Below are 22,011 nucleotides of genomic sequence, written 5' to 3'. Positions count from 1 at the left end.
GGGGGAATCGGAAGCGCTCAAGGCAAAGGCCGCACCATGCGGTCCATGATGTGTTCCAGCGCCGCCGCCGCATCGGTGCAGCGCCCGGTGTGCGCCGGCGAGGTCTGGATGATGGCACTGCGCCTGGCCGTGAGCCAGTGAAAGCGCTGGCGAAACGGCAGCTGCGCAATCGGCCCGCAGCCCGCGTCCCCCGCGCAGATCGCGACGATGGCCGCCAGGTGGCGGCGCACGGTGTCGATGTCCACATGCGGATCCATCGCCAGCAGGCGCTCCTCGTCGAGCGCAATCGCCGCCTGCAGGAAGCCGCTCTTCTGGCACGAGAGGATGACACCCGCGTTGATGAATTCCTCGCGCTCCACGCGCGGCACCACGCGCACGATGGCGTAGTCGTACACCTCAGCCGCGTGCATCGATCACTCCTTTCAGCCAGGCCTCGCGCCCTTCCAGGCGGGCGCAGAAATGGTCTACATAGGCCTGGCGGTGGCTGGCAGGGGCCGCCAGCGGCCCCTCGGCGTGCTCGGCCCCGGCAATGGCCAGGAACTCGTCGGGCACATCGGCCAAAATGCCCATGAGCACCTCGCGTGTGAGCAGCGCGGCCAGCTCGCCATCCACCTGGGCCAGTGCCGTGGCCTGGTGCAGCAGCACATGGTCGGCAATCGGCGGGAAAGGCTTTGCCGGCTGCGCCACCGCGCCGTTCCAGGCATGGTGGAAGGTGAGCGAGGCACCATGGTCGATGAGCCAGGGCTTCCTGTGCCACATGAGCAGGTTGGTGTTGCGCGCCGTGCGGTCTACGTTGGCCACCAGGGCATCGAACCAGACCAGGCGCGAGGCGAAATCGTCGCTGACCAGGTCCACCGCGGGGTCGAAGTTGAGCGCACCCGAGAGGTAGTCGAGCCCCACGTTGAGGCCGCCGCTGGCGCGCACCAGGTCCTGGATCTCGGGGTCGGGCTCGGTTTGGGCCAACCCCGTGTCGAGCTCGGCGAGCACGATCTCGGGGATCGGCAGGCCCAGCGCCTGGGCAATGCCGCCCGAGATCATCTCGGCCAGCAGGGCGCGCACGCCCTGCCCTGCGCCACGGAACTTGAGCACGTACAGCCCCAGGTCGTCGCCTTCGACCACGGCAGGCATCGAGCCGCCCTCACGCAGCGGCGTGACATAGCGGGTGACGGTGATGGTTCTCATCAGGGGGTGATCTCCTTGGGTTGTGCACCGGATCGTACGGCCATGGCAGTGGGCCATGCGGCGCGCAGGGCATCTTGCGCCACGGGCGCCAGCACGCCCATGCGCACGGCGCCGGGCAGGCCGAACGAGGTGGCATCGCGCAGCTTGATGCCGGCCGCGCGCAGGGCCGCCAGCGCGCCGGGCAGATCGCCACAGGCAGGCTGCGCACAGAAGTAGTTGGCCAGGCTGCCCGCATGCACGGCCCAGCCCAGGTCCAGGCACAGGGTGAGCTGGCGCTGCTTCCAGTCGCGCAGGGTGGCAAGGCTGTGCACCAGCCAGCGCTGCACGCCGGGCCGCACCCAGGCCTGCAGCAGGGCCACGCCATGCGCCCCCACGGCCCACGAAGGGGCCAGGGCCAGCAGCGCCTGCACCTGTGCGTCGAACCCCTCGGGCGCCACGGCATAGGCGGCGCGCACGCCCGTCAGGCCCAGGGCCTTGTTGGGGGTCCACAGCTGCCAGCAGGGCATGGGCGGCAGCGCGGGCGAGCCGGCCCAGGGGCCCGGGCCATCGGTGCCAAGGCGCAGCGGGGCATAGGCACAGTCGAGCACGCGCAGCGCCGTGCTGCCATCGGCCGCTGCCGTCGCCCATGCGCGCAGGGCCGGATCCTCCCGGCCCAGGGGGCTGGATGGCTCGCAGGCCCATTGCAGAGCGGGTGCGGCGTCCACCGAACGCACCAGCGCGAGCCCGCGCGCCTGCGCGGCCTGGGCATAGTCGCCATAGCTGTGCAACGGCAAGCCCACCTGCACGGCCCCCTGCTGCACCGCCAGCGCCGTGATGCGGTGGATGAACTCGCTGGAACTGGCCGCCAGCACGATGCGCCCCGGTGCCACGCCATGGAAGGCCGCCAGCGCTTCGCGCAGCGCCGTATAGTGAGGGTCGGGGTAGCGCGTGGAATCGGCCTGCTGCACCGCTTGCAGCGCCTCGGGGCACGGGCCGCAGGCATTGCTGTTGGTGGAAAAGTCGTGCACCGGCGCACCCAGCGCGTCGGGGCCGCCATGGGGGTGCAGTGGCATGTCCTGCACGCTCATGCACCCACCCATGCGGACACGATGGTGATCAGCAGGTGGGCACCCACTGCCAGCGGGATCAGCGACAGTGCCACCAGCGAGCCGAGCTTGGCCGCGCGCCGGGTATCGAGCGGGCCGGGGTCGCGCGCACTGGCATTGAGCACATACACCCCGGGCTTGCCGAGCCGCACGCCCAGCGCCAGCGCCATGGCCGCCATGGGCCAGCCGCTGTTGGGCGATGGCGTGCGACGCGCCTGGCGTGCCAGCGTGGCCGGCGACAGCCCGCGCGCCAGCAAGGCCAGCAGCAGCGCGGTGATGCGTGCGGGCAGCCACGAGAGCACGTCATCCGCGCGCGCAGCCCACTTGCCGGCCCACTGCCAGTAGCGCCCGCCCCGCATGCCGGGGTAGCCCCACATGGCATCAGCGGTGTTGGCCAGCCGGTACAGCGCGGCACCGGGCAGCCCCAGCAGCACGAACCAGAACAGCGGCGCCACCACCGAATCGTTGAGGTTCTCAGCCAGCGACTCGATGGCCGACTCGCGCACCTCTTCGGCGTTCAGCTCGCTCACGTCGCGGCTCACCAGGCGGGCCAGTTGCGCGCGCCCCTCGGGCAGCGAACGGGCCAGCGCCGCCTCCACGGCCAGCACCTCGTCGTGCAGCATGCGCCAGGACAGCATCGGCTTGAGCAAGAGCCCCATCAGGGCTGCGGCGATCACGTCATGAAAGCGCAGCGCCAGCCACTGCAGACCCCAGGCCGCGGCCATCACTACACCCGCAAGCGCGCACCAGGCCAGCGCCATGCACCAGAAGGCCCGGAAATCGCGCGGCACAGGCGCCAGCGGCGCCCAGCGCTCGCCGCACCAGTGCAGGGTCTTGCCCATCCACACCACGGGATGGATGGCCACCGGTGGTTCGCCGCGCCACCAGTCGAGGGCCAGCGCCACGAAGGGCACCCAGATCAGCACGCGCAGGGCATCCCACTGCGTGCCGGGGAGCAGCAGATCGGCTAGGACTTCCATACGATCGTACGTGGATGCAACATGGTGGCGCGGATGGTACAGGGCCAGGAACCTCAGGCCACGAAGGGCGGCAGCCGTGCCACGATGCCACTCTTGAGGCGCGCGGGCCGCTCGTTGCGGTTGAGCATGCCGTCGCTGGCGCGGGCGTGCATGGCGCCGCACTCCAGCACATGGCGCGCCGTTTCTTCATCGGGCTTGAGGTCGCCGAACACGAAGGTGTGCTTGCCAGGGGCCTGGAAGGCGACCGAGCAGGCGCGCCCGCAGCTGCTCAGGCAGGCCACGCCGCGCACGCGCACCTGGGCCCAGGCGCCGGTGTCGTCTTCGAGCTGGGCCATCTGCACGGCCTCGAACAGCAGTTCGCCGTCGGCCGGCAGATCGCGCGAGGCCCCGGCTGGCCGGCAGGTGGTGCAGACGATCACGTCAGTGGGGACAGGCGTCGGGGATGCGGTTTCGGACATCAGGAAAAGCTCGTGTTCTAGGAAGAAAGGGGTTCGGGCATGCGGTGCTCGGCCTGCCAGCGCGCGGCCCAGGTGGCGCAGCGCCCCACGGGCCGCAGCGGATCGTCGAAATCCACGACCACGACATGCGTGGCCGCAGCAGGCGCGGCGGGCTGCTCCAGCGTGCGGCCATCGGTCAGCAGCCACAGGCACGACGGTGCGCCCGCGCCGCGCTGGCACCGCGTGGTGCGCAGCAGGCGCTCGGCCTCGGCCAGGCCCGCCCCCAGGGGCGTGCCGCCACCGCCGCCCAGCGGGCGCACGCGGGCCGTGCCGGCGGTGCGCGCGGGGCCGGGGGGCAGCAACAATTCCACGCCCTGGCCGCCAAAGCACAGCAGCGCCACCTCGTCGCCCGCACGCGCGGCCTGCTCGATCAGGCGGGCGGCATAGCCCTTGGCCCAGGCCAGGCGCCCGCCCTGGCGCATGGAGCCCGAGGTATCGAGCGCGATCAGGTGCAGGCAGGGCTGCACGGTACTGGCGGGGCGGCGTCGCAAATGCGCGGCCTGCAGGCGCGCCGGGCCCTTGGCCACCAACGTGCGCAGCCAATCGATGCCCGCGCCCGCTGGGTCGGCGGGTCGGGCCACGGCATGCGGCGTGCGCAGCCAGGCATTGCGAGGGGCTTGCCACCGCCAGCCTGCACTTGTCCTGGTTGAACCAGGAGAGCGCAGGCCAGGGTGGCTCAGGCTTTTTTTGGCGGCCACGCTCCGGTGCTGCGCACGCGCGCCATGGGTTGGGACTCGGGCGGCAGTGCGCCCCAATCGCCCTCGGGTGCGTTCTGCGACGAGGCAGGGCCCTGCCCAACGGCCGCAGATGGTTTCGACGAGGAAGTTGGCGGTGGTTGCGTGGCGCCCGAGGGAGGTGCCGCGCCTGCAGCGTTCTCCGTGCGGCGGTGCGCCAGCGCCAGCTCGGCCACGGCATCCACATGCGCCATGCTCACGCTGTCGGCTTGCTCCAGCGCAGCCAGTGCCCGCGCGGCGCGCAGCATCACCAGGTCGGCGCGGATGCCATCCACCCCGGCGGCCAGGGCCAGGCGGGCGGCATGCTGCACCACGGCGTCGGTCCACTGCAGACTTGCCAGCGCAGCACGGGCGCGCGCCACCGACGCCGCCAACCCGGCCTGTGCAGCGGCATGCACCGCCACCACGGCCTCGGGGTCGGCATCGAAGGCCAGGCGGGCGCGCACGATGGCCTGGCGCTGGGCCGCGTCGGCCGGGTTGTGCAGGGCCACCGACAGGCCGAAGCGGTCGAGCAGTTGCGGGCGCAGCTCGCCCTCCTCCGGGTTCATGGTGCCCACCAGCACGAAGCGCGCCGCATGCTGGTGCGACACGCCGTCGCGCTCCACGGTGTTCACGCCACTCGCGGCCACGTCGAGCAGCGAATCCACCAGCGCATCGGGCAGCAGGTTGACCTCGTCCACATAGAGCACGCCGCCGTGCGCGCGCGCCACCAGGCCGGGGGCCAGGCGCACCTGGCCGTCGCGCAGCACGTCTTCGATGTTCAGCGTGCCCACCAGTTGCTCCAGGCTGGCCGCCAGGGGCAGCGTGACGAAGGGCGCATCGGGCAGCAGCGCCGCCAGCGCGCGCGCCGAGGTGGACTTGGCCGTGCCGCGCGGGCCGCTGATGAGCACGCCGCCCATGCCAGGGTCGATGGCGGCCAGCAGCAGCGCGCGCTGCAGGGCCTCGTGGCCGACCAGGGCGGTGAAGGGGAACGCGGTGGCAGGCACAGGGGACACAGAAAAAGCGGTCATGGCAAGGGTCCTTCGCCCTGGGTTTCGAGACGGTGTTCGAGCTCCAGCAGGTGCTGCTCGATGCGCTCGCGGTGCTCGCCCGGCTCGGCCCACAGGCCGCGCTGCATGGCTTCGAGCAAACGCTCGCCGATGCCGCGCAGGGCCAGCGGGTTGTGTTGCTGCAAAAATTCGCGCGTGGCGTCGTCGTGCAGGTAGGCGTCGGCCACCAGCGCGTACTGGTGGTCGCCCACCACGCCGGTGGTGGCGTCAAAGGCAAACAGGTAGTCCACCGTGGCCGCCATCTCGAACGCACCCTTGTAGCCGTGGCGCTTGATGCCATCGATCCACTTGGGGTTCACCGCGCGGGCGCGCACCACGCGCGCCAGCTCTTCGCTCAGCGTGCGGATGCGCGGCGCGCCGGGCGTGCTGAAATCACCGTGGTATAGCGCAGCCGGCGCGCCGGCCAGGTGCTGCACGGCGGCGGCCATGCCGCCCTGGAACTGGTAGTAGTCGTCGGAGTCGAGGATGTCGTGCTCGCGGTTGTCCTGGTTGTGCAGCACCGCGTCCACCGCCGCCAGGCGCTGCTCGAAGGCCGCGCGCGCCGCCTCGCCGTGCTGGCCCTGGCCGTAGGCGAACGCACCCGCGCGCAGGTAGGCCTGGGCCAGGTCGTCGGAGGTGCTCCAGCGACCGCTGGCCATCACCTCCTGCAGACCGGCGCCGTAGCCGCCTGGGCGCGGGCCGAACACACGCCAGGTGGCGCGGCGCTGTGCGTCCTCAGTGGCCATGCCTTGCGCTTCGGCTTCAGCCGCCTCACGCCGCACGCGGGCGCGGATAGGGTTCACGTCGTCGGGCTCGTCGTCCTCGGGGATGGCGGCCACGGCACGCACAGCCGTGTCGAACAGGTCGATCACGCCCGGAAAGGCATCGCGAAAGAACCCGGACACACGCAGCGTCACGTCGATGCGCGGGCGGTTGCGGATGGCCATGGGCAGCACCTCGATGTCCACCACGCGGTGGCTGCCGGGCGCCCATTGGGGGCGCACGCCCAGCAGGGCAAAGGCCTGGCCAATGTCCTCACCGCCCGTGCGCATGGTGCTGGTGCCCCAGACCGACAGGCCCACGGCCGTGGGAAAGCTGCCATGGTCCTGCAGGTGGCGCTCCACCACGCGGTCCGCCGCCAGCGCGCCCATGCCATAGGCCGTGGGCGTGGGCACGGCGCGCGTGTCCACGGAATAGAAGTTGCGGCCCGTGGGCAGCACGTCGGGCCGGCCGCGCGAAGGGGCACCGCTGGGGCCTGGCGGCACGAAGCGGCCGGCCAGCCCGCGCAGCAACTGGGCCATCTCGTTCGGGCCGCAGGCATCGAGCCGGGGGGCCAGCACGGCGCGCATGCGCGCCAGCACCCGCGCACTCTGCGGCCACTGCGCAGCGTCCATCGGCGGGCCCACGATGCGGCCTGCGCCGTCCACCGCCAGGTGCTGCTCTACGCACTGCGCAGCCAGTTTTTCGAGCCGCTCGCGTGTGTGGCCCACATGGCGCCAGGGGTCGTCGACCAGCACTTGCAAAGCTTCAGGGCGCAGGCCGGTCCAGGGCGCGGCCCACTCGGGGTTCAGCGGGTCGAAGCCGGTGAGGCCCAGGTCGCGCGCCAGCGCCACCAGCAGGCTGCCCTGCCCTGGCGCCGAACCACCCGGAAAGCGCGCCAGCGCCACCAGCGTATCGGTGCGCTGGCGATCCCGCGGCGAGCGGCCCAGGATGTGCAGGCCGTCGCGGATCTGCGATTCCTTGATCTCGCACAGGTAGGCGTCAAGCCGGCCGAGCAGGGCTTCGCGCTGCGCGTCGTCGGCCGGTGGCGCAAAGCCCAGCTCCTGGTGCAGGCGGTGCTGCAGCACCTGGTCGAGGATGCTCTGGCGCAGCAGCCTGGCGCGGCGCGGGTCGAGCGACAGGGCTTCGTAGTACTCGTCCATGGCGCGCTCGAGCTGCTGCAGCGGGCCATAGGTCTCGGCCCGTGTGAGCGCGGGCATCAGGTGATCGATGATGACGGCCTGCGTGCGCCGCTTGGCCTGGCTGCCCTCGCCCGGGTCGTTGACGATGAAGGGGTACAGGTGCGGCAGCGGGCCCAGGATGGCGTCGGGCCAGCAGGCGGCGCCCAGCGCCACGCTCTTGCCCGGCAACCATTCGAGGTTGCCGTGCTTGCCCACGTGCACCACTGCATCCACCGCGAACACGCGGCGCAGCCAGAAGTAGAAAGCCAGGTAGCCGTGCGTGGGCACCAGGTCGGCATCGTGGTAGGTGGCCACCAGGTCCAGGTCGCGGCCACGCGCGGGCTGTATGCCCACGAAGATGTTGCCCAGGCGAATTCCCGGCACCATGAAGCGGCCACTGCGCACCATGGGGTCTGCGCCGGGCAGGCCCCACAGGGCGTTCACCGCGTCCTGGCTGGCCTGTGGCAGCGCCCCGAAGTCGGCCAGGTAGTCGGCCATGGCCAGGCTCTGGCCTGCAGGGCGGTCGGCATTGGCATCGAGGTGGTTGGTCACGCCCTCCACCAACTGCGCGATCAGCGCATCGCCGCCCTCGGGCAGCTCGCCGGTGGTGTAGCCGGCATCGCGCAACGCCTGCAAAATCAGCACGGTGGACGCCGGGGTATCGAGGCCCACGCCATTGGCCAGGCGCGCGTCGTCGTTGGGGTAGTTGGCCAGGATCAGCGCCACGCGCTTGCCCACGTGCGGCTTGCTGCGCAGCACACACCAGCGGCGCGCCAGCTCGGCCACGAAGGCAATGCGCTCGGGTTCGGGCTGGTAGCGCACCACATCGACCTCGGTGCGTTCGCAGCGCCAGGCCAGGCCCTTGAAACTGATGGCGCGGGCCCCTATGCGCCCGTCCACCTCGGGCAGCACCACCTGCATGGCCAGGTCGCGCGGCGCCAGGCCATGCGGGTCGGCCTGCCACTGCTCTTGCGAGCAGCCAGCGGTGATGAGCTGCAGCACCGGCGCATCGCCGGCCAGGGCGACCGCCGTTGAGTGCTCGTCGTCACTGCCATCGATGGAGGCCACGGCAAAGCTCGTGGCATTGAGCACCACGCCCACACCCTGCTCTGCGGCCATGGCCTGCAGCGCGGCCAGGCTCTCGGGGTTCTTGAGCGAATCGACGGCCACGGCCAGGGTGTTGATCCCGGCCTGCGCCAGCGCTGCCTGCATGGCGTCGAACACCGCCGTGTTGCCCGACTGCAGGTGGGCACGGTAGAACACCAGCATCGCCACCGGCGCACCGGGCACCCAGGACGCAGCCGCAGCCGGTGTGTAGGCCATCACCGGCGGCAGCGGCCGGGGTGGCGGCGGGCGCGGGCCGATGCCGAAGGCCGCATGGCCGATCAATGCGAAGAAAGCCAGTGCGTTGTCGCGCCCGCCTTCGCGCAGGCAGCGCCACAGCTGGTGGCAGTCTTCGGGGCTGGCAGTGCTGCGCATCAGCAGTTGCGGGTCTTCGACGTTGTCGCCCGAGAACAGCGCCAGCCACTGGCCGCGCTTGCCGGCCAGCGACATCGCCTGCTCGACCACGTAGGCCCAGTCGCTGGGGCTGCCCAGGTGGTCGATGACGACCACGCGCGCATGGCGCAGCACGTCGTCCACGTACATGTCGGTGGACGCGGGCTGGCGCAGCCACATCAGGTTGGCCAGGCGCACGCTCGGAAAATCGTCCCCCAGGCTGGCCGCTGCGTCGGACAGCAGCGACAGCGTGGTGTCGGCCGCGCTCAGGATGACGATGTCGCCGGGCGTCTGCTCCACGCGCACCAGGCCCTGGCCCCCGTCCTCGACGTAGCCACCGGGGCGCGTGGAAAGCAGATGCATGCGGGTCGCCTCAGGCGGTGGTGGTGGCGGATTCGGCCAGCGCCGATTCCAGCTCGGCCTGCAGGGCGGCGGCGTCCAGGTGGTCGCCGATCACCACCAGGCGCGTGGCGCGCAGGTCGCCCTCGCGCCAGGCGCGGTCGAAATGGCTGTCGAAGCGCTGGCCCACGCCCTGCACCACCAGGCGCATGGCCGCGCCCGGCAGGGCGACGAAGCCCTTGATGCGGTAGATCTCGTGGCGCTGCACCAGGGCGACCAAGGCCTCCAGCAGGCGGCCGCGGTCGGCCACATCGAGCGTGACCTGCACCGACTCGAACTCGTCGTGGTCGTGGTCCTCTTCCTCGTCGTGGTGGGTCTTGCGCGCGTCGATCACGTCCTCTACCGCACGGCCCAGGCCCAGCAGCACGCCGGGGTCGATGCGGCCATGCTGGGCATGCACGAACTTCACGCCGGGCAGGGTTTCGCCGCGCACGATGTCTTCCACCTTGGCCAGGGCCTCGGCGGTCAGGCCGTCGGTCTTGTGCAGCACCACCAGGTCGGCGGTGGCCAACTGGTCCTCGAACAGCTCGTGCAGGGGCGATTCGTGGTCCAGGTTCTCGTCGGCGCGGCGCTGGGCGTCCACGGCCACGGGGTCCTGCGCAAACTGGCCGGCGGCCACGGCGGGCGCATCGACCACCGTGATCACCGAGTCGACCGTGAACACGTTGCGCAGCGCGGGCCACTGGAAGGCCTGCACCAGCGGCTTGGGCAGCGCCAGGCCCGAGGTCTCGATGACCAGGTGGTCGATCTGGTCGCGGCGCGCGGCCAGCAGCTCCATCACGGGCGCGAACTCTTCCTGCACGGTGCAGCACAGGCAGCCGTTGGCCAGCTCGAACAGCTGGCCGTTTTCCACACCGTTCTCGTCGCAGCCGATGCCGCAGCTGCGCAGCAGCTCGCCGTCGATGCCCAGCTCGCCGAACTCGTTGACGATGACGGCGATACGCTTGCCCTGCGCGTGGGTCAGCAGGTGGCGCAGCAGCGTGGTCTTGCCGCTGCCCAGAAAGCCGGTGACGATGGTGGCGGGAATCTTGTGGACTTGCATGGAGGTTTCCAGTCAGAACAATGGGTCAATGGGGTGGTGCGAATCAACGCAGAACTTGTGGCAGTCCGAGCAGGCAATCGACCAGCATGTGCGCCGCCTCGCCCAGGCGCGGGCCGGGGCGCGAAAGCAGGTCCATGCGGTCGGCGTCGAGCTGGCAGACCTGGTGCTGGCGCAGCGCCTGCATGCCGGCCCAGCCGGGGCGGTCGGCCAGGTTGAAGAGGGTGGTCTGCGGGCCGATGACCAGGTCCGGCCCACGGCGCACCACCATCTCGGAATTGACGCGCGGGAAGAGGCCCATGTCGCCGGGCACGATGTTCACCAGCCCCAGCCGCGCCACGGTCTCGCCGATGAAGCTGGCCGCGCTGGCGGCGGTGGGGCCCACGCCCACCTCCACGTAGACACTGCGCCCGCGCAGGTGGGCCGGCACGCGGCGCGCGGCGGCGTCGAGCTCGCGCTCGATGCGCGCCACCAGCTCGGCCGCGCGCGCCGATTCACCGAGCGACTGGCCCACGCTGACCAGCATGCGCCTGAGGTCGGCATGCGTGCGCGCATCGAACACCTGCACCGGCACGCCCAGGGCCGAGAGGCGGTCCCCCGCCCGGCTGCGCGGGCCCAGCAGCACCATGTCGGGCCGCAGGGCCACGATGCGCTCGATCTGCGCATCCTGCAGCCCACCCACCTTGGGCAGCCTGGCCACGCTGCCGGGCCAGCTCGAATGGCGGTCGGTGCCCACCAGCTCGGCACAGTGGCCCAGGGCGCAGACGGCTTCGGTGAGCGAGGGCGAGAGCGTGACGATGCGGTGCTGCTGCGGTGCCTGTGCCTGTGCCAGGGGAGCCGCCAGCCCGCCCAGCAGGCCGAGCACGGCCAGCGCGGGCGCCGAGCGGGACCTGGCCATGGGCATGGACATCGACAGGGAGGAACCCATCGATCAGTCCTCGATGCCGCGCTGCGCGGGCACGCCGGCCTTGAAGTGGTGCTTGACGAGCGTCATCTCGGTCACCGTATCGGCCAGTTCGATCAATTCGGCCGGCGCATTGCGGCCGGTGAGCACCACGTGCACATGGGGCGGGCGTTCGCGCAGGCAGGCCAGAATGGTCTCCAGCGGAATCCAGCCGTAGCGCAGCGGGTACATGATCTCGTCGAGCACCACGAGGAAGTGCTCGCCCGCGCGGATGGTGGCCTCGGCCTTGGCCCAGCCGTCCAGCGCCAGTTGCGCGGAGTGGTCCAGGTCGCGGCTCTTCCAGCTGAAGCCGTCGCCCAGGCCTTCGATGGGGATGCCCAGTTGTTCGAACAGGCGGTGCTCGCCGAAGCGGGCGGTGGGCACTTTCATGAACTGGTAGATCTTGACTTTTTTGCCGCGGCCGTGGGCGCGGATGGCCAGGCCGAAGGCGGCGGTGCTCTTGCCTTTGCCGTTGCCGGTGTGGACCAGGATCAGCCCTCGGCGTTCGCCTTGGGGTTTGGGGGTGTCGCGGAGGATGGGGGGGGATTCGATTTGCATTTCTCTGCCGGTGGTCGGTCGTGGTTGCTACGTGCTCGTGTTACGGGCGGGAGCCGGGTCTCGGCCCGGCGGCCGAGGTACTTGTTCTTTGCTTCGCCAAAGAAAAGTACCCAAAAGAAAGGCGACCCCGCTGCCCGTGTCCCCCATCGCCCTGTCGGGCGCTGGGGGCAGCCTGCGATGCTCGGTCCTGGGGTGTGCCGCAGAACTCGCTGCGTTCTTCGAACTCCGCTCAAACAGCTGCGGCAAGCTAGACAACGATGCGCGTGTCCTTCGGCACGCGCTCACCCCAGGCCCTGCGCTTCTCGGCACGGTCAGAAGGGGGTGGGAGCGGGCCCCACTCGGGCCATCGCTTCGCTCGGCCCCATTTGCCTCGCTGCGCTTCGGCCTGTCGGCAGCGCGAGGCGCGTCACCGACACCCGGCGTAGCTGCGAAGCAGCAGCCGTTGTTGTCCCCGCTCCCCACCCCTTCTGGCTGCGCCGAGAAGCGCAGGAGCTGGGTGGGCGTGTGTGCCGAAGGACACACACGCTTCGTCATCTGACTTGCCGCAGCTGTTTGAGCGGAGTTCGAAGAACGCAGCGAGTTCTGCGGCACCACCCCAGGTCCGAGCATCGCAGGTTGCCCCCGTTCGCCCGACAGGGCGTACGGGGGACGCAGACTGGGGGTCGCCTTTTCTTTGCCTACTTTCTTTTGGCGACGCAAAAGAAAGTAGGTGCGCCGCCGGGCGCACATCCCGGCCTCCGCCCTCGGCAAAGAAACAGAAGCAACCACAACCAAAAAGCTCAAACAGCCTGGTGCAACCGCCGCTCAACGAAAGAAGAACCTTCGAAACGACGCAACGCCTTGGCAGCCGCCAACACCCCCAGATCCACCAGCGGCTCCAACAACACCACCGCCATGTAAGCCGCCCCGAACGTAGCAATGCTCTCCAGATTCGCAGAGCCCACCCCAGCCCCATAGATAGCCCAGAACGCCACCCAAACCACGATCCCCCCCTGGTACGCCACCGACAACTTGAACGCCTGCGCATACGTCATGTCCACATACGCCATGCTCTCCGGCACGATGCGCCTGGCAATCGCCGCCGTCGCGAACAAGGGCACCAGCAAGGTCGTCACGTTCATCCCGTACTGCGGCAGATCCTGCTGCGCAAAGAACACGCTCTGGATCAACAAGCCACCCGCCAGCCCGATGGCCGCAGGCGCAGCGCCAAACAGCAGCAGCAAGGTGGTGCCCAGAATCAGGTGCACCTCGGACACCCCCACCGGGTGGTGCGGCAGCAGCTCGAAGAACGCAAACACCAGCGCGATCGTGAAGACCGAGCGCGCCAGCAAGGCCACAGGACCCTCCTTCCTGACCATGTCCCACGCGAGCTTGCTGGCATACAGCAGCGCCGTGGCGCCCGTGGCATAGCTCAGGAATATCTTGGTGGTGTCCACCAGCCCGGGTTCGATGTGCATGGAACGGCTCCTTGGTTAAAACAATTGAAAGAGAAAAAACAAAAACAGTAATCAGCGCGGCAGGGCCACCCACTGCCCCAGCAGCGCGTGCACCGCGATGCGGTTGTCAAAGACGGCCTCCAGCGCGCGGTGGGTGACGGGCTCGTCGCAACCGCCCTGGTGCGTGATGCGGCCCTTGGCCATCACCACCAACTCGTCGGCCTGCAGGGCCAGCGACACCTCATGCAGCACGCTGACCACCGTAGCGCCGCCGGCCACCAGGGCGCGCACGGTGTGCAGCCAGTCGGTCTGGTGCGGAGGGTCCAGGTTGGCCAGGGGCTCGTCCATCAGCAGCACCTGGGCCTGCACGGCCAGGGCGCGGGCCAGCAGTACGCGCTGGCGCTCGCCGCCCGACAGCTGCGACAGGGGGCGTTCGCGCCAGTCCCAGGCCTGCGTGGTGCGCAGGGCCTGCTCCACGGCCGCATGGTCGGCGGCGGATGGCGGGGCCAGCCAGGGCTGGTGCGGCAGGCGGCCGAGCATGGCCACGTCGTAGCTCGTCAAATCCTCGGCCGAGCCCTCGTTTTGGCCCAGCCAGGACAGCTGGCGTGCGCGCTCGCGCGCTGGCACCAGGGTGAGCATGCGGCCGAGCAGCGCCACCTGGCCATCGACCTGGCCGCGCGGCAGCAGGCCGGCCAGCACCTTGAGCAGGGTGGACTTGCCCGCGCCGTTGGGCCCGACGACGCTGGTCCAGCGGCCTTCGGGCAGGTGCAGATCGATGCCGTGCAGCACCTCGGCACCGCCCACGCGCGCGGTGATCTGGTGGGCGCTGAGCGCAATGCCCTTCACAGGCCGCCCCCGTGCACGGTGCGCCGGTGCATCAGCCACAGCAGGTAGGTGCCGCCCAGCGCGGCGGTGAGCACGCCCACAGGCAACTCCTGCGGCGCCAGCATCCAGCGCGCGAGGATGTCGGCGGCGAGCAGCAGCACCGCGCCCATCAGGCTGGAGAGAACAATGTGCCGCTCGTGCGTCACGCGCACCATGGAGCGCACCAGGTGCGGCGCGGCCAGGCCGACGAAGGCGATCAGCCCGGTCTGCGCCACGGCGGTGCCGGTGGCCAGCGCCATGGCGGCCACCAGGCCGGCGCGCATGGGGCCGAGCGGCAGGCCCAGGCTGGCGGCGGTGGACTCGCCCAGCGTGAGGCCGTCGAGCGCGCGCGCCAGCACCCAGGCCAGCAGCGCGCACAGGGCCCAGGCCGCGCCCATCAGCGCGCAGGCGATCCAGCCGACGAAGGCCGTGCTACCCAGGATGAAGGCCTGCATGGCCTGCAGGATGTCGGGCGAGGCCAGCTCCACCAGGTCGCGCAGGGCACCCAGCACCACACCCACGATCACGCCCGCCAGCAGCAGGCGCAGCGTGTGCTGCACGCCCTTGGCCAGCAGCAGCGTGAGCACCACGGCACCCGCTGCGCCGACGAAGGCCATGCCGGTGATGCCGATGCGCGCCATCCACTGCGCGGCCACGGGCGACACGCCGAACATGGCCATGGCCACTGCACCGCCCAGCGCCGCGCCCGAGGCGCTGCCCAGCAGGTAGGGGTCGGCCAGCGGGTTGCGGAACAGGCCCTGCGCCACCGCGCCGGCCAGGCCCAGCAGCGCACCGGCCAACCAGGCGCCCAGGGTGCGCGGCAGGCGGATGTCCCAGACAATCTGGCGCGCCACAGCGTCGTCGCCCATGTGCACCAGGCTCTCCAGCCCCGTGCTGCCCACGGCGATACCCAGCACCAGCAGGACCAGGCTGGCCAGCAGCAGCCACAGCGCACACCAGGCGGCGCGGCGCCGGCCGGCGGCCGAGGGGATCAGGAAGGCTTTTTCAGCAGCAGTCATCGTGCCTTTTCGGTCAGGCAGCGCGCCATGATGCGCGCGGCCTCGGCCATGCGCGGGCCGGGTCGCACCACCACGTCGGAGTCGCCCGGGCCGAACACGCAGATGCGGTCGTCGCGGATGGCGCGCATGCTGGCCCAGCCGGGGTACGGCACCATGGCCTGCATGCTGCGGTTGCCGATCATGATCACATCGGGGTTGGCGCGCACCACGTACTCGGGGTTCAGGCGCGGAAACGGCCCCAGCGATGCAGGCACCACGTTGCGCACACCGAGCCGCGTGAGCGATTCGCCGATGAACGAGGCCTCGCTGGCCGCATACGGCCCGCGGCTCACCTCGAAGTACACGCGCGTGTTGCGCGCCTTGGGCGGCAGCGACTGGGCCGCCGCCTGCACGGCCGCATCGATCACGCGCCACAGCCGGTCGGCGCCCTCGGCCTGGGGCACGCCCAGCACCTGGCCCACCACGCCGAGCACGCGGCGCACGTCGGCATGGGTCTTGGGCTCCAGCACCACGACCTTCAGGCCCAGGGCCTCCAGGCGCTCGCTGGCGCGCGAGCTCATGGCCAGCAGCACCACATCGGGCTTCACGGCCACGATGGCCTCGATGCTCGGGTCGATGCCGCCACCCAGCTTGGGCAGTTTGCCGACCGACTCGGGCCAGTTGGAATAGCGGTCCACCCCCACCAGGCGGTGGCACTGGTCCAGCTCGCACACGCTTTCGGTCAGCGAGGGCAGCAGCGACACGACGCGCTGCGGCGGCTGCGGCAGCGCCACCACGCGGCCGCGGTCATCGGTCACCTGAACCGGTTGCGCCTGCGCCAGGCCCGCCATGAGCAGGCCCAGCACGACAATGATGGCGATCACCCAGAGGATGCGGCGCACGGGGGTTGGGGTCATCAGCGCGGTTCTTTCAAGGGTTCTTTCAGGGCCAGTGGCAGCCCGGCCGCCATCAGGGTCACGCGCGGGCACACCTCGGCCACCTGCTGGTTCAGGGCGCCCAGCGCATCGACGAAGGCACGCACCTCGCGCCCCAGGGGGATGACACCCAGGCCGATTTCGTTGCCCACCAGCACCACGGGGCCGGGTGCTTGCTGCAATGCGGTGAAGAAGTGCTGGCGCTGGGCCGCCCAGTCGCTGTCCAGGGCGTCGCGGTCCTCACGGCCCATGGTCTCGGCGCCCGCCGGCATGGTCCAGTTGGTGAGCCACAGGGTCAGGCAGTCGACCACGACCAGCGTGTCGGCACTGCCGAGCTGGCGCAATGCGCCAGCCAGGTCGCGCGCTTCTTCCAGAGTGGCGAGGCCGGGCACGCGCTCTGCGCGGTCGCGCTGGTGGCGGGCGATGCGCTGGCGCATCTCCTCGTCCCAGGGCTGGGCCGTGGCGACCAGCACGGCACGGTGCGCGGGCGAGCGGGCCAGCCAGTCGCGCGCGATCAGCTCGGCGCGGCGCGACTTGCCGCTCTTTTGGCCACCCAGGATGAACTCGGTGGTGATGTCGGTGGTGCTCATGGGACGCCCTCCCCGCCCAGCAGGTGCGCCACCGCAGCGGGGGCGGACGCGAACCAGGCATGGAAGTAGCTCGCGTGGATGGTGCCCTGGCGGTACAGCGCTTCGCCGGCATCGGGTGCAGGCAGCGCCTGCGGGCGCGCCGTGCGGCCCACCACGGGCGCCGTGCTGTGCGCCGTGGAGTAGTGGAAGGTATGGCCGCGCAGCGTGTGCCCCGCCACCGTGAGGTGCTGCGGGCCCAGCGCGGCCAGCCGCTTTTGCATGGCCACGCGGCCGGGCAGCAGACCCCACAGCGCTTGCTCGGAGCCATCGGCCAGGGTGATCGAGTCGAACAGCGCCATCATGCCGCCGCATTCTGCCCACAGCGGCTTGCCCGCAACCACATGGGCACGCAGGCTGGCCTGCATGGCGGTGTTGGCCGCGATGGTGGCGGCATGCAGCTCGGGGTAACCCCCCGGCAGCCATACGGCTTCGCAGGCGGGCAGTGCGGCGTCGTGCAGCGGCGAAAAGAACACCACCTGGGCGCCCATCCGCGCCAGGCACTGCAGGTTGGCCGCGTAGATGAAGCAGAAGGCCTCGTCGCGGCCCACGGCCACGGTGCGGCCAGCGAGCAGCGGTGGCACAGGCGTCGCTGCGGGGGCCGGAAAATCCACCGCCCAGCGCTGCAGATCGTCCAGGCCCATCTGGCCGAGCGGCGTGGCTGCCAGCGCATCGGCTGCGGCATCCAGGCGCTGCATGGCATCGTGCAGCTCGTGCGCCACCACCAGGCCCAGGTGGCGTTCGGGCAGCAGCGGTGCCGATGCCTTGGTGGCGACATCGCCGGGCGCCACGCGCATCAGCGCGCCCATCCAGTCATCGTCATCCTGCAGGCCATCGCGCAGCATGTCGGCATGGCGTGGCGTGCCCACGCGGTTGGCCAGCACACCCGCCCAGGGCAGGCCTGCGCGGTAGTGGCGCAGGCCAAAGGCCAGTGCGCCGAAGGTACCGGCCATGGCCGAGGCATCGACCACGGCGAGCACGGGCACGCCAAAGCGCAGCGCCAGGTCGGCCGCGCTCGGCGTGCCGTCAAAGAGGCCCATCACGCCTTCGATGAGGATCAGGTCGCTCTCCTGCGCGGCGGCGTGCAGGCGCTGCGCGCAATCGGCCTCGCCGTTCATCCACAGGTCGAGCTGGTGCACGGGTGCGCCGCTGGCAATCTGGTGCCAGTGCGGGTCGAGGAAGTCCGGCCCGCACTTGAACACCCGCACCCGCCGGCCCTGGCGCGCGTGCAGACGCGCCAGGGCCGCGGTGACGGTGGTCTTGCCCTGGCCGGATGCCGGGGCGGCGATCAATATCGCCGGACAGCGTGCCGGGGTGACCATTCTTCTTGCTTCCCTTCCCTGCTCTCTCTCGTTGTGCTGGCGCTTACTGCGGCGCCCACTTCACGCCCACATAGACGGTGCGGCCCGGGGTGGCATAGGTGCGGGCCAGCTCGTAGTGCTTGTCGGCCGCGTTGTCCAGGCGCGCGGTCAGCGTGAAGTCGCGCGCGATGCGCGTGCTGGCATACAGGTTGAACAGGCTGTAGCCGCCCAGCACCGTGGTGTTGGCCACGGTGTCGTAGCGGCGGCCCGAGGCCTGCACCTCGGCACCCACGGTCCAGCCGGCCAGTTGCGTGTCGGCGCCCACGGTGCCGTGGCGCTTGGCGCGGCGCGCCAACATCTTGCCGGTGGACAGGTCGCGCGGGTTCTGCAGATCGAGCGAGCCGCGCAGCTGCACGCCGCCCAGGCGGTACGAGCCTGCGAAGGTCACGCCCTTGTACTCGGCGCGCGCCGTGTTGCGGTAGCAGCCGTCCTTCGACGGGCAAGGGCCGGCGGCGCCGAAGGTGATCAGGTCCTGCACGCGGTTGCGGTAGGCGGTGACCGAGAAGCTGCTCGATGCCTGCGCCCAGCGCAGGCCCAGCTCGGCATTGCGGCTGCTCTCGGGGTTCAGGCGGCCCGTGCCGTATTCGCTGAAGCGGTGGTACAGCGTGGGCGCGCGAAAGGCCGTGCCCACCGATGCCGTGGCGCGCCACTGCGGTGCAAAGGTGTAGCCATAGGCCAGGCTGCCCGTGCCCTTGCCTCCGAACTCGCTGTCCGCGTCGTGGCGCAGGTTGGCCTGCAGCGTGTGGGCACCGGCGGTATAGCCGTAGCCCAGTGCCAGCGCATCCTGCGAGCGCTTGCGGTCGATGGGGGCGTTCTCCAGGCGGTCCTCGCGGCGCTCCAGCGCGGCCGTCACCAGGTGCGGGCCCTGGCGCCATTCGTTCTGGAACAGGTAGCCGCGCAGCCGCGTCTCGGTCAGGTAGAAGGACGGCGTGGTCTGGTACTCGTCGCGCGAGTCGGTGATCTGCAGGCGCGTCTTGTACTGAGGGGTCCACTGGGCCTGCCAGTTCAGGCCCTGGGCATGCAGCTGGTGCTGGTTGCGGTCGTCCCGGCCCAGGCCGCTATCGTAGCCGCTGTCCAGGTCGTTGGCGAGCAGCGTGGCCTCCAGCCGGTGCGTGGCGTTGAGCTGCAGGCCCACGCGGGCGCTGGCCGAGGTGCTTTCGTAGCCGTCGCGGTCGGGGTTCTGCGTGGCCACGGTGCGGGCGTTGAAGCCCTTGCTCTGCTCGCGCGCAATGCCCAAGGCATAGTCGAAGGTGCCGCTGGCGCCGCTCACGCCGGCCTCGGCCTTGCGCGTGCCCTGGTTGCCAATGCCGATGCCCACGTAGGGCGCCACGCCCTGCTCACCGCGCCGGGTGAAGATCTGCACCACGCCGCCCATGGCGTCGGAGCCATACACCGCGCCGGCCGGGCCACGCAGCACTTCGATGCGCTCGATCTGCGCCAGCGGGATCGACTCCCACGCGGCGCCGCCGGTGGACTGCGAATCCATGCGCACACCGTCGATGTACACCGCCGTGAAGCGCGACTCCGCACCGCGCAGAAACACGCCCGTGGTGGCGCCGGGGCCGCCGTTGCGCGAGATCTCGATGCCCGGCACGCGCGCCAGCACATCGGCCAGGCCGGTGGCGCCGCTGGTCTCGATGGTCTGGCGGTCGATCACGGTGACGTCGGCCACCAGGTCGGACAGGGGCTGCGGCGTGCGCGTGGCGGTCACCACGGTCTCGGCCAGCGAGGGTGCGCGCAGGTTCTGCGCCAGCAGGATGGTGCCGTTGGCGTCGGCCTGCTGGGCCTGGGCAGCGCAGGCGCCAAGCACGGCCAGGGACACGAGCGCAGGGCGCAGGCCGAAGGACCTGGAAACAGGCGCAGCAGTGCGCCCACGGGGGGTACGGATTTTCATGGGGCAAATCGTCAGCAAACAAACCCGTGCCGGCCTCCCGCCAGCGTCGTGGGTGATACGGTTGCGCACGCCTGGCCATCCAGCGCGCACGCAACCACCGTGTTGGCCGGTATCCGGGCTGGCGGAACACTCCCCAACGCCTTCCCAGGTGCTTGTTCAAGGCACCCAGTGGCATGTGGCTGGAGAGAGAAGCCCGAAGGCTTCGTCCGCTGACCGTTGCGGGGGCAGCGCAGGCTCGGCGCGCCATGCGTGGCGCCACCTCCCTGCTTCCCGTTGAACTGCAGCATGTGAACCACACCGCGAGCACCAACCCGGTGATTTTACGACCGTTTACAACCCGCCGTCCTACAATCGGCGGCTGTATGGCAACAACACCATCGACCACTGACCAGATCGCCGAGCGCGTGGAGCGGCTGCTGGTGCGCCACGCCGAACTGCAGCGCACCAATGCCCTGCTGTCCGAGCAAGTGGCAGCACTCACCCAGGAGCGCGACTCCCTGAAATCCCGCCTGAGCGCAGCCCGCTCGCGCGTGGATGCCCTGCTCGAGCGCCTGCCCCAGGCCCCTCCCGCGAAAGACGCCGCATGAAGCAAATCGAGGTGCAGATCCTGCAGCAAAGCTACCTGCTCAGTTGCCCCGAGGGGCACGAGAGCCGGCTGCTCGATGCCGTGGAGCGCGTGGACACCGCCATGACGCGCATCCGCGATGCCGGCAAGGTGCGTGCGCGCGAACGCATCGCGGTGCTGGCCGCACTGAACCTCGCTTTCGAAATCGCCGACCGCGAGGCCGCCGACATGGCCGCTGCCGCAGACCACCCCCACCCCGTGCCCATGGCCACCCCGATGGCGATGGGCGACGACATGCCGGCGCCACCACCGCGGCGCAGCGCCAGCGGCGTGCAGGAGTCGCTGCTGCCCCCGGATGCGGACGAGACCCTACGCCTGCAAAGCCTGGTGCAGCGGCTCGACCAGGCCCTGGGCGACGACGGGCGCCTGCTGTAACCCGCATGGCGGCCCGTGCGCTATCAATGGCGTACACCTCCAAGATTTCTTTACATCGCCGACACCTGCCAGGGGCTTTTGGAGCCCCTACAATGAGGGTGTCTGCGGTGCCGCCGGGTCTTATATTTCCTTGAACCAATGCTCAACGAGCACGGGCTTGGTACATCGCCAGGGGAGCGTGATCATCTCGCGTCAGATGAACCCAACGCCTGGCTGCCCTCGCCCACCTGAACCCCCGGTTCAGGATGAGGGCCCGGTAGCAATGCCGCAGACACCTATTCCAGAAAATGGCTGCCGGAGCGATTCGGCAGCCATTTTTTTCGGGCGCCGATTCGTGTGCCCATGCGATGCGTCCGGGCAGTTCGGTATCCTGCGATGATCGCCCACCCAATCCATGCCAGCCCACCGCTCCACCCGCCTTGCCATCTGCTGCACACTGCTCGCCATGATCGCGCTGCCGTCACTGGCGCAGACCGGCAAAGCCCCACCCGCGCGCGATGCCACGCTGTACGACGCCGCCGTGTTCAATGACCGCGCCGCAGTGGAACGGCTTCTGGCTCGCGACCCTGCCAGCGTGAACCAGGGGGACCAATGGGGCTTCACGCCCCTGCACGGCGTGGCCGGTGAGGAGCACACCGCCATGGCCCGCCTGCTGATCGCGCGCGGCGCCAATGTGAATGCTTCCAATGGCGAAGGCATCACGCCCCTGCACGCAGCGGCCAGCCCGGCCATGGTGAAACTGTTGATCGAGGCCGGTGCCCACATCGATGCACGTGATCGCAGCGGCAACAGCCCCTTGCACATCGCCACCGAGCACCCGGAGATGCTGGACGTGATGGCGCAAATGCTCAAGATGGGCGCCAACCCGAACGCGGCCAACAAGGCCGGCGAAACACCACTGGATGTGGCGCTCATGCGGCAGGAACGCGCGAAGGTGGCGCTGCTGCGTCGCCACGGAGCGCAACGGGGCAACGCGAAGTAACGCAACGCCCCGCAGCCCGACAGGTCCCGCGCT

The 22,011-nt window shown here is 70.4% G+C and carries 21 protein-coding genes and 1 riboswitch; of the genes, 3 read left to right on the top strand and 18 right to left on the bottom strand.

All coding sequences use genetic code 11. From position 1 onward, the window contains the following. Nucleotides 1–17: 17 nt before the first annotated feature. The 18 genes from U5N23_RS12775 to U5N23_RS12690 all read right to left on the bottom strand — a co-directional run bounded on the left by U5N23_RS12775 (nt 18) and on the right by U5N23_RS12690 (nt 19,996). On the bottom strand, nt 18–410 hold the full coding sequence (locus tag U5N23_RS12775; protein ID WP_322593178.1) for a DUF3037 domain-containing protein: 393 nt from the start codon (nt 408–410) through the stop codon (nt 18–20). After that, entirely contained in the window at nt 397–1,182 is a 786-nt protein-coding gene (locus U5N23_RS12770; protein ID WP_322593177.1) for a HipA family kinase, read from the bottom strand. Before U5N23_RS12770 ends, U5N23_RS12775 begins: the two co-directional genes overlap by 14 nt. Continuing rightward, the gene (locus U5N23_RS12765) at nt 1,182–2,234 is read right to left on the bottom strand and encodes an aminotransferase class I/II-fold pyridoxal phosphate-dependent enzyme (RefSeq protein ID WP_322593176.1); all 1,053 of its coding nucleotides are present in this window, start codon (nt 2,232–2,234) and stop codon (nt 1,182–1,184) included. The genes U5N23_RS12770 and U5N23_RS12765 overlap by 1 nt, the downstream gene beginning before the upstream one ends. 11 nt (nt 2,235–2,245) lie before the next feature. Next, nucleotides 2,246–3,247 (bottom strand): adenosylcobinamide-phosphate synthase CbiB, encoded by a 1,002-nt coding sequence (gene cbiB, locus U5N23_RS12760; protein ID WP_322593175.1) that lies wholly within the window; start codon nt 3,245–3,247, stop codon nt 2,246–2,248. 53 nt (nt 3,248–3,300) lie between these two features. Then, complete coding sequence (locus U5N23_RS12755; RefSeq protein ID WP_322593174.1) at nt 3,301–3,705, bottom strand: DUF1636 domain-containing protein; 405 nt, start codon at nt 3,703–3,705, stop codon at nt 3,301–3,303. 17 nt (nt 3,706–3,722) lie between these two features. After that, entirely contained in the window at nt 3,723–4,325 is a 603-nt protein-coding gene (locus U5N23_RS12750) for a vWA domain-containing protein (RefSeq protein WP_322593173.1), read from the bottom strand. 95 nt (nt 4,326–4,420) lie between these two features. After that, entirely contained in the window at nt 4,421–5,488 is a 1,068-nt protein-coding gene (locus U5N23_RS12745) for an ATP-binding protein (RefSeq protein ID WP_322593172.1), read from the bottom strand. Next, entirely contained in the window at nt 5,485–9,306 is a 3,822-nt protein-coding gene (gene cobN, locus U5N23_RS12740) for a cobaltochelatase subunit CobN (protein WP_322593171.1), read from the bottom strand. Before cobN ends, U5N23_RS12745 begins: the two co-directional genes overlap by 4 nt. A gap of 10 nt (nt 9,307–9,316) precedes the next feature. Continuing rightward, nucleotides 9,317–10,384: a cobalamin biosynthesis protein CobW gene (cobW, locus tag U5N23_RS12735; protein WP_322593170.1), complete on the bottom strand. Its 1,068-nt coding sequence runs from the start codon at nt 10,382–10,384 to the stop codon at nt 9,317–9,319. A gap of 43 nt (nt 10,385–10,427) precedes the next feature. Further along, nucleotides 10,428–11,309 (bottom strand): helical backbone metal receptor, encoded by an 882-nt coding sequence (locus tag U5N23_RS12730; RefSeq protein ID WP_322593169.1) that lies wholly within the window; start codon nt 11,307–11,309, stop codon nt 10,428–10,430. A 3-nt stretch (nt 11,310–11,312) separates the two neighbouring features. Then, nucleotides 11,313–11,882 (bottom strand): cob(I)yrinic acid a,c-diamide adenosyltransferase, encoded by a 570-nt coding sequence (gene cobO / locus U5N23_RS12725; RefSeq protein WP_322593168.1) that lies wholly within the window; start codon nt 11,880–11,882, stop codon nt 11,313–11,315. Between the two features lie 779 nt (nt 11,883–12,661). Continuing rightward, nucleotides 12,662–13,339, bottom strand: a complete 678-nt coding sequence (locus tag U5N23_RS12720; RefSeq protein WP_322593167.1) for an energy-coupling factor ABC transporter permease — start codon at nt 13,337–13,339, stop codon at nt 12,662–12,664. Between the two features lie 51 nt (nt 13,340–13,390). After that, nucleotides 13,391–14,164 carry an ABC transporter ATP-binding protein gene (locus U5N23_RS12715; protein WP_322593166.1) on the bottom strand — a complete coding sequence of 258 codons (774 nt, stop codon included), beginning with the start codon at nt 14,162–14,164 and terminating at the stop codon, nt 13,391–13,393. Further along, a complete protein-coding gene (locus U5N23_RS12710; protein WP_322593165.1) occupies nt 14,161–15,201 on the bottom strand; it encodes an iron ABC transporter permease in 1,041 nt (346 codons plus the stop codon). The genes U5N23_RS12715 and U5N23_RS12710 overlap by 4 nt, the downstream gene beginning before the upstream one ends. After that, on the bottom strand, nt 15,198–16,097 hold the full coding sequence (locus U5N23_RS12705) for a helical backbone metal receptor (RefSeq protein ID WP_322593164.1): 900 nt from the start codon (nt 16,095–16,097) through the stop codon (nt 15,198–15,200). Before U5N23_RS12705 ends, U5N23_RS12710 begins: the two co-directional genes overlap by 4 nt. Then, the gene (locus U5N23_RS12700) at nt 16,097–16,705 is read right to left on the bottom strand and encodes a bifunctional adenosylcobinamide kinase/adenosylcobinamide-phosphate guanylyltransferase (RefSeq protein ID WP_322593163.1); all 609 of its coding nucleotides are present in this window, start codon (nt 16,703–16,705) and stop codon (nt 16,097–16,099) included. The genes U5N23_RS12705 and U5N23_RS12700 overlap by 1 nt, the downstream gene beginning before the upstream one ends. Then, complete coding sequence (locus U5N23_RS12695) at nt 16,702–18,063, bottom strand: cobyrinate a,c-diamide synthase (protein ID WP_322593162.1); 1,362 nt, start codon at nt 18,061–18,063, stop codon at nt 16,702–16,704. Before U5N23_RS12695 ends, U5N23_RS12700 begins: the two co-directional genes overlap by 4 nt. Nucleotides 18,064–18,106: 43 nt before the next feature. Then, the gene (locus U5N23_RS12690; RefSeq protein ID WP_322593161.1) at nt 18,107–19,996 is read right to left on the bottom strand and encodes a TonB-dependent receptor domain-containing protein; all 1,890 of its coding nucleotides are present in this window, start codon (nt 19,994–19,996) and stop codon (nt 18,107–18,109) included. Nucleotides 19,997–20,082: 86 nt separating this feature from the next. Continuing rightward, nucleotides 20,083–20,322: riboswitch (cobalamin riboswitch) on the bottom strand. Nucleotides 20,323–20,358: 36 nt separating this feature from the next. On the opposite strand from U5N23_RS12690, the gene U5N23_RS12685 reads away from it, so the two are divergent. The 3 genes from U5N23_RS12685 to U5N23_RS12675 all read left to right on the top strand — a co-directional run bounded on the left by U5N23_RS12685 (nt 20,359) and on the right by U5N23_RS12675 (nt 21,978). Further along, entirely contained in the window at nt 20,359–20,583 is a 225-nt protein-coding gene (locus tag U5N23_RS12685; RefSeq protein ID WP_007858570.1) for a hypothetical protein, read from the top strand. Then, a complete protein-coding gene (locus U5N23_RS12680) occupies nt 20,580–20,996 on the top strand; it encodes a cell division protein ZapA (RefSeq protein ID WP_322593160.1) in 417 nt (138 codons plus the stop codon). Before U5N23_RS12685 ends, U5N23_RS12680 begins: the two co-directional genes overlap by 4 nt. 394 nt (nt 20,997–21,390) lie before the next feature. Next, the gene (locus U5N23_RS12675) at nt 21,391–21,978 is read left to right on the top strand and encodes an ankyrin repeat domain-containing protein (RefSeq protein ID WP_322593159.1); all 588 of its coding nucleotides are present in this window, start codon (nt 21,391–21,393) and stop codon (nt 21,976–21,978) included. Nucleotides 21,979–22,011 lie beyond the last annotated feature (33 nt).

Origin of the sequence: Acidovorax sp. (assembly GCF_034519795.1) — a bacterium.
Lineage (GTDB): Bacteria > Pseudomonadota > Gammaproteobacteria > Burkholderiales > Burkholderiaceae_C > Acidovorax.
This window is presented reverse-complemented; position numbering and strand designations above follow the sequence as displayed.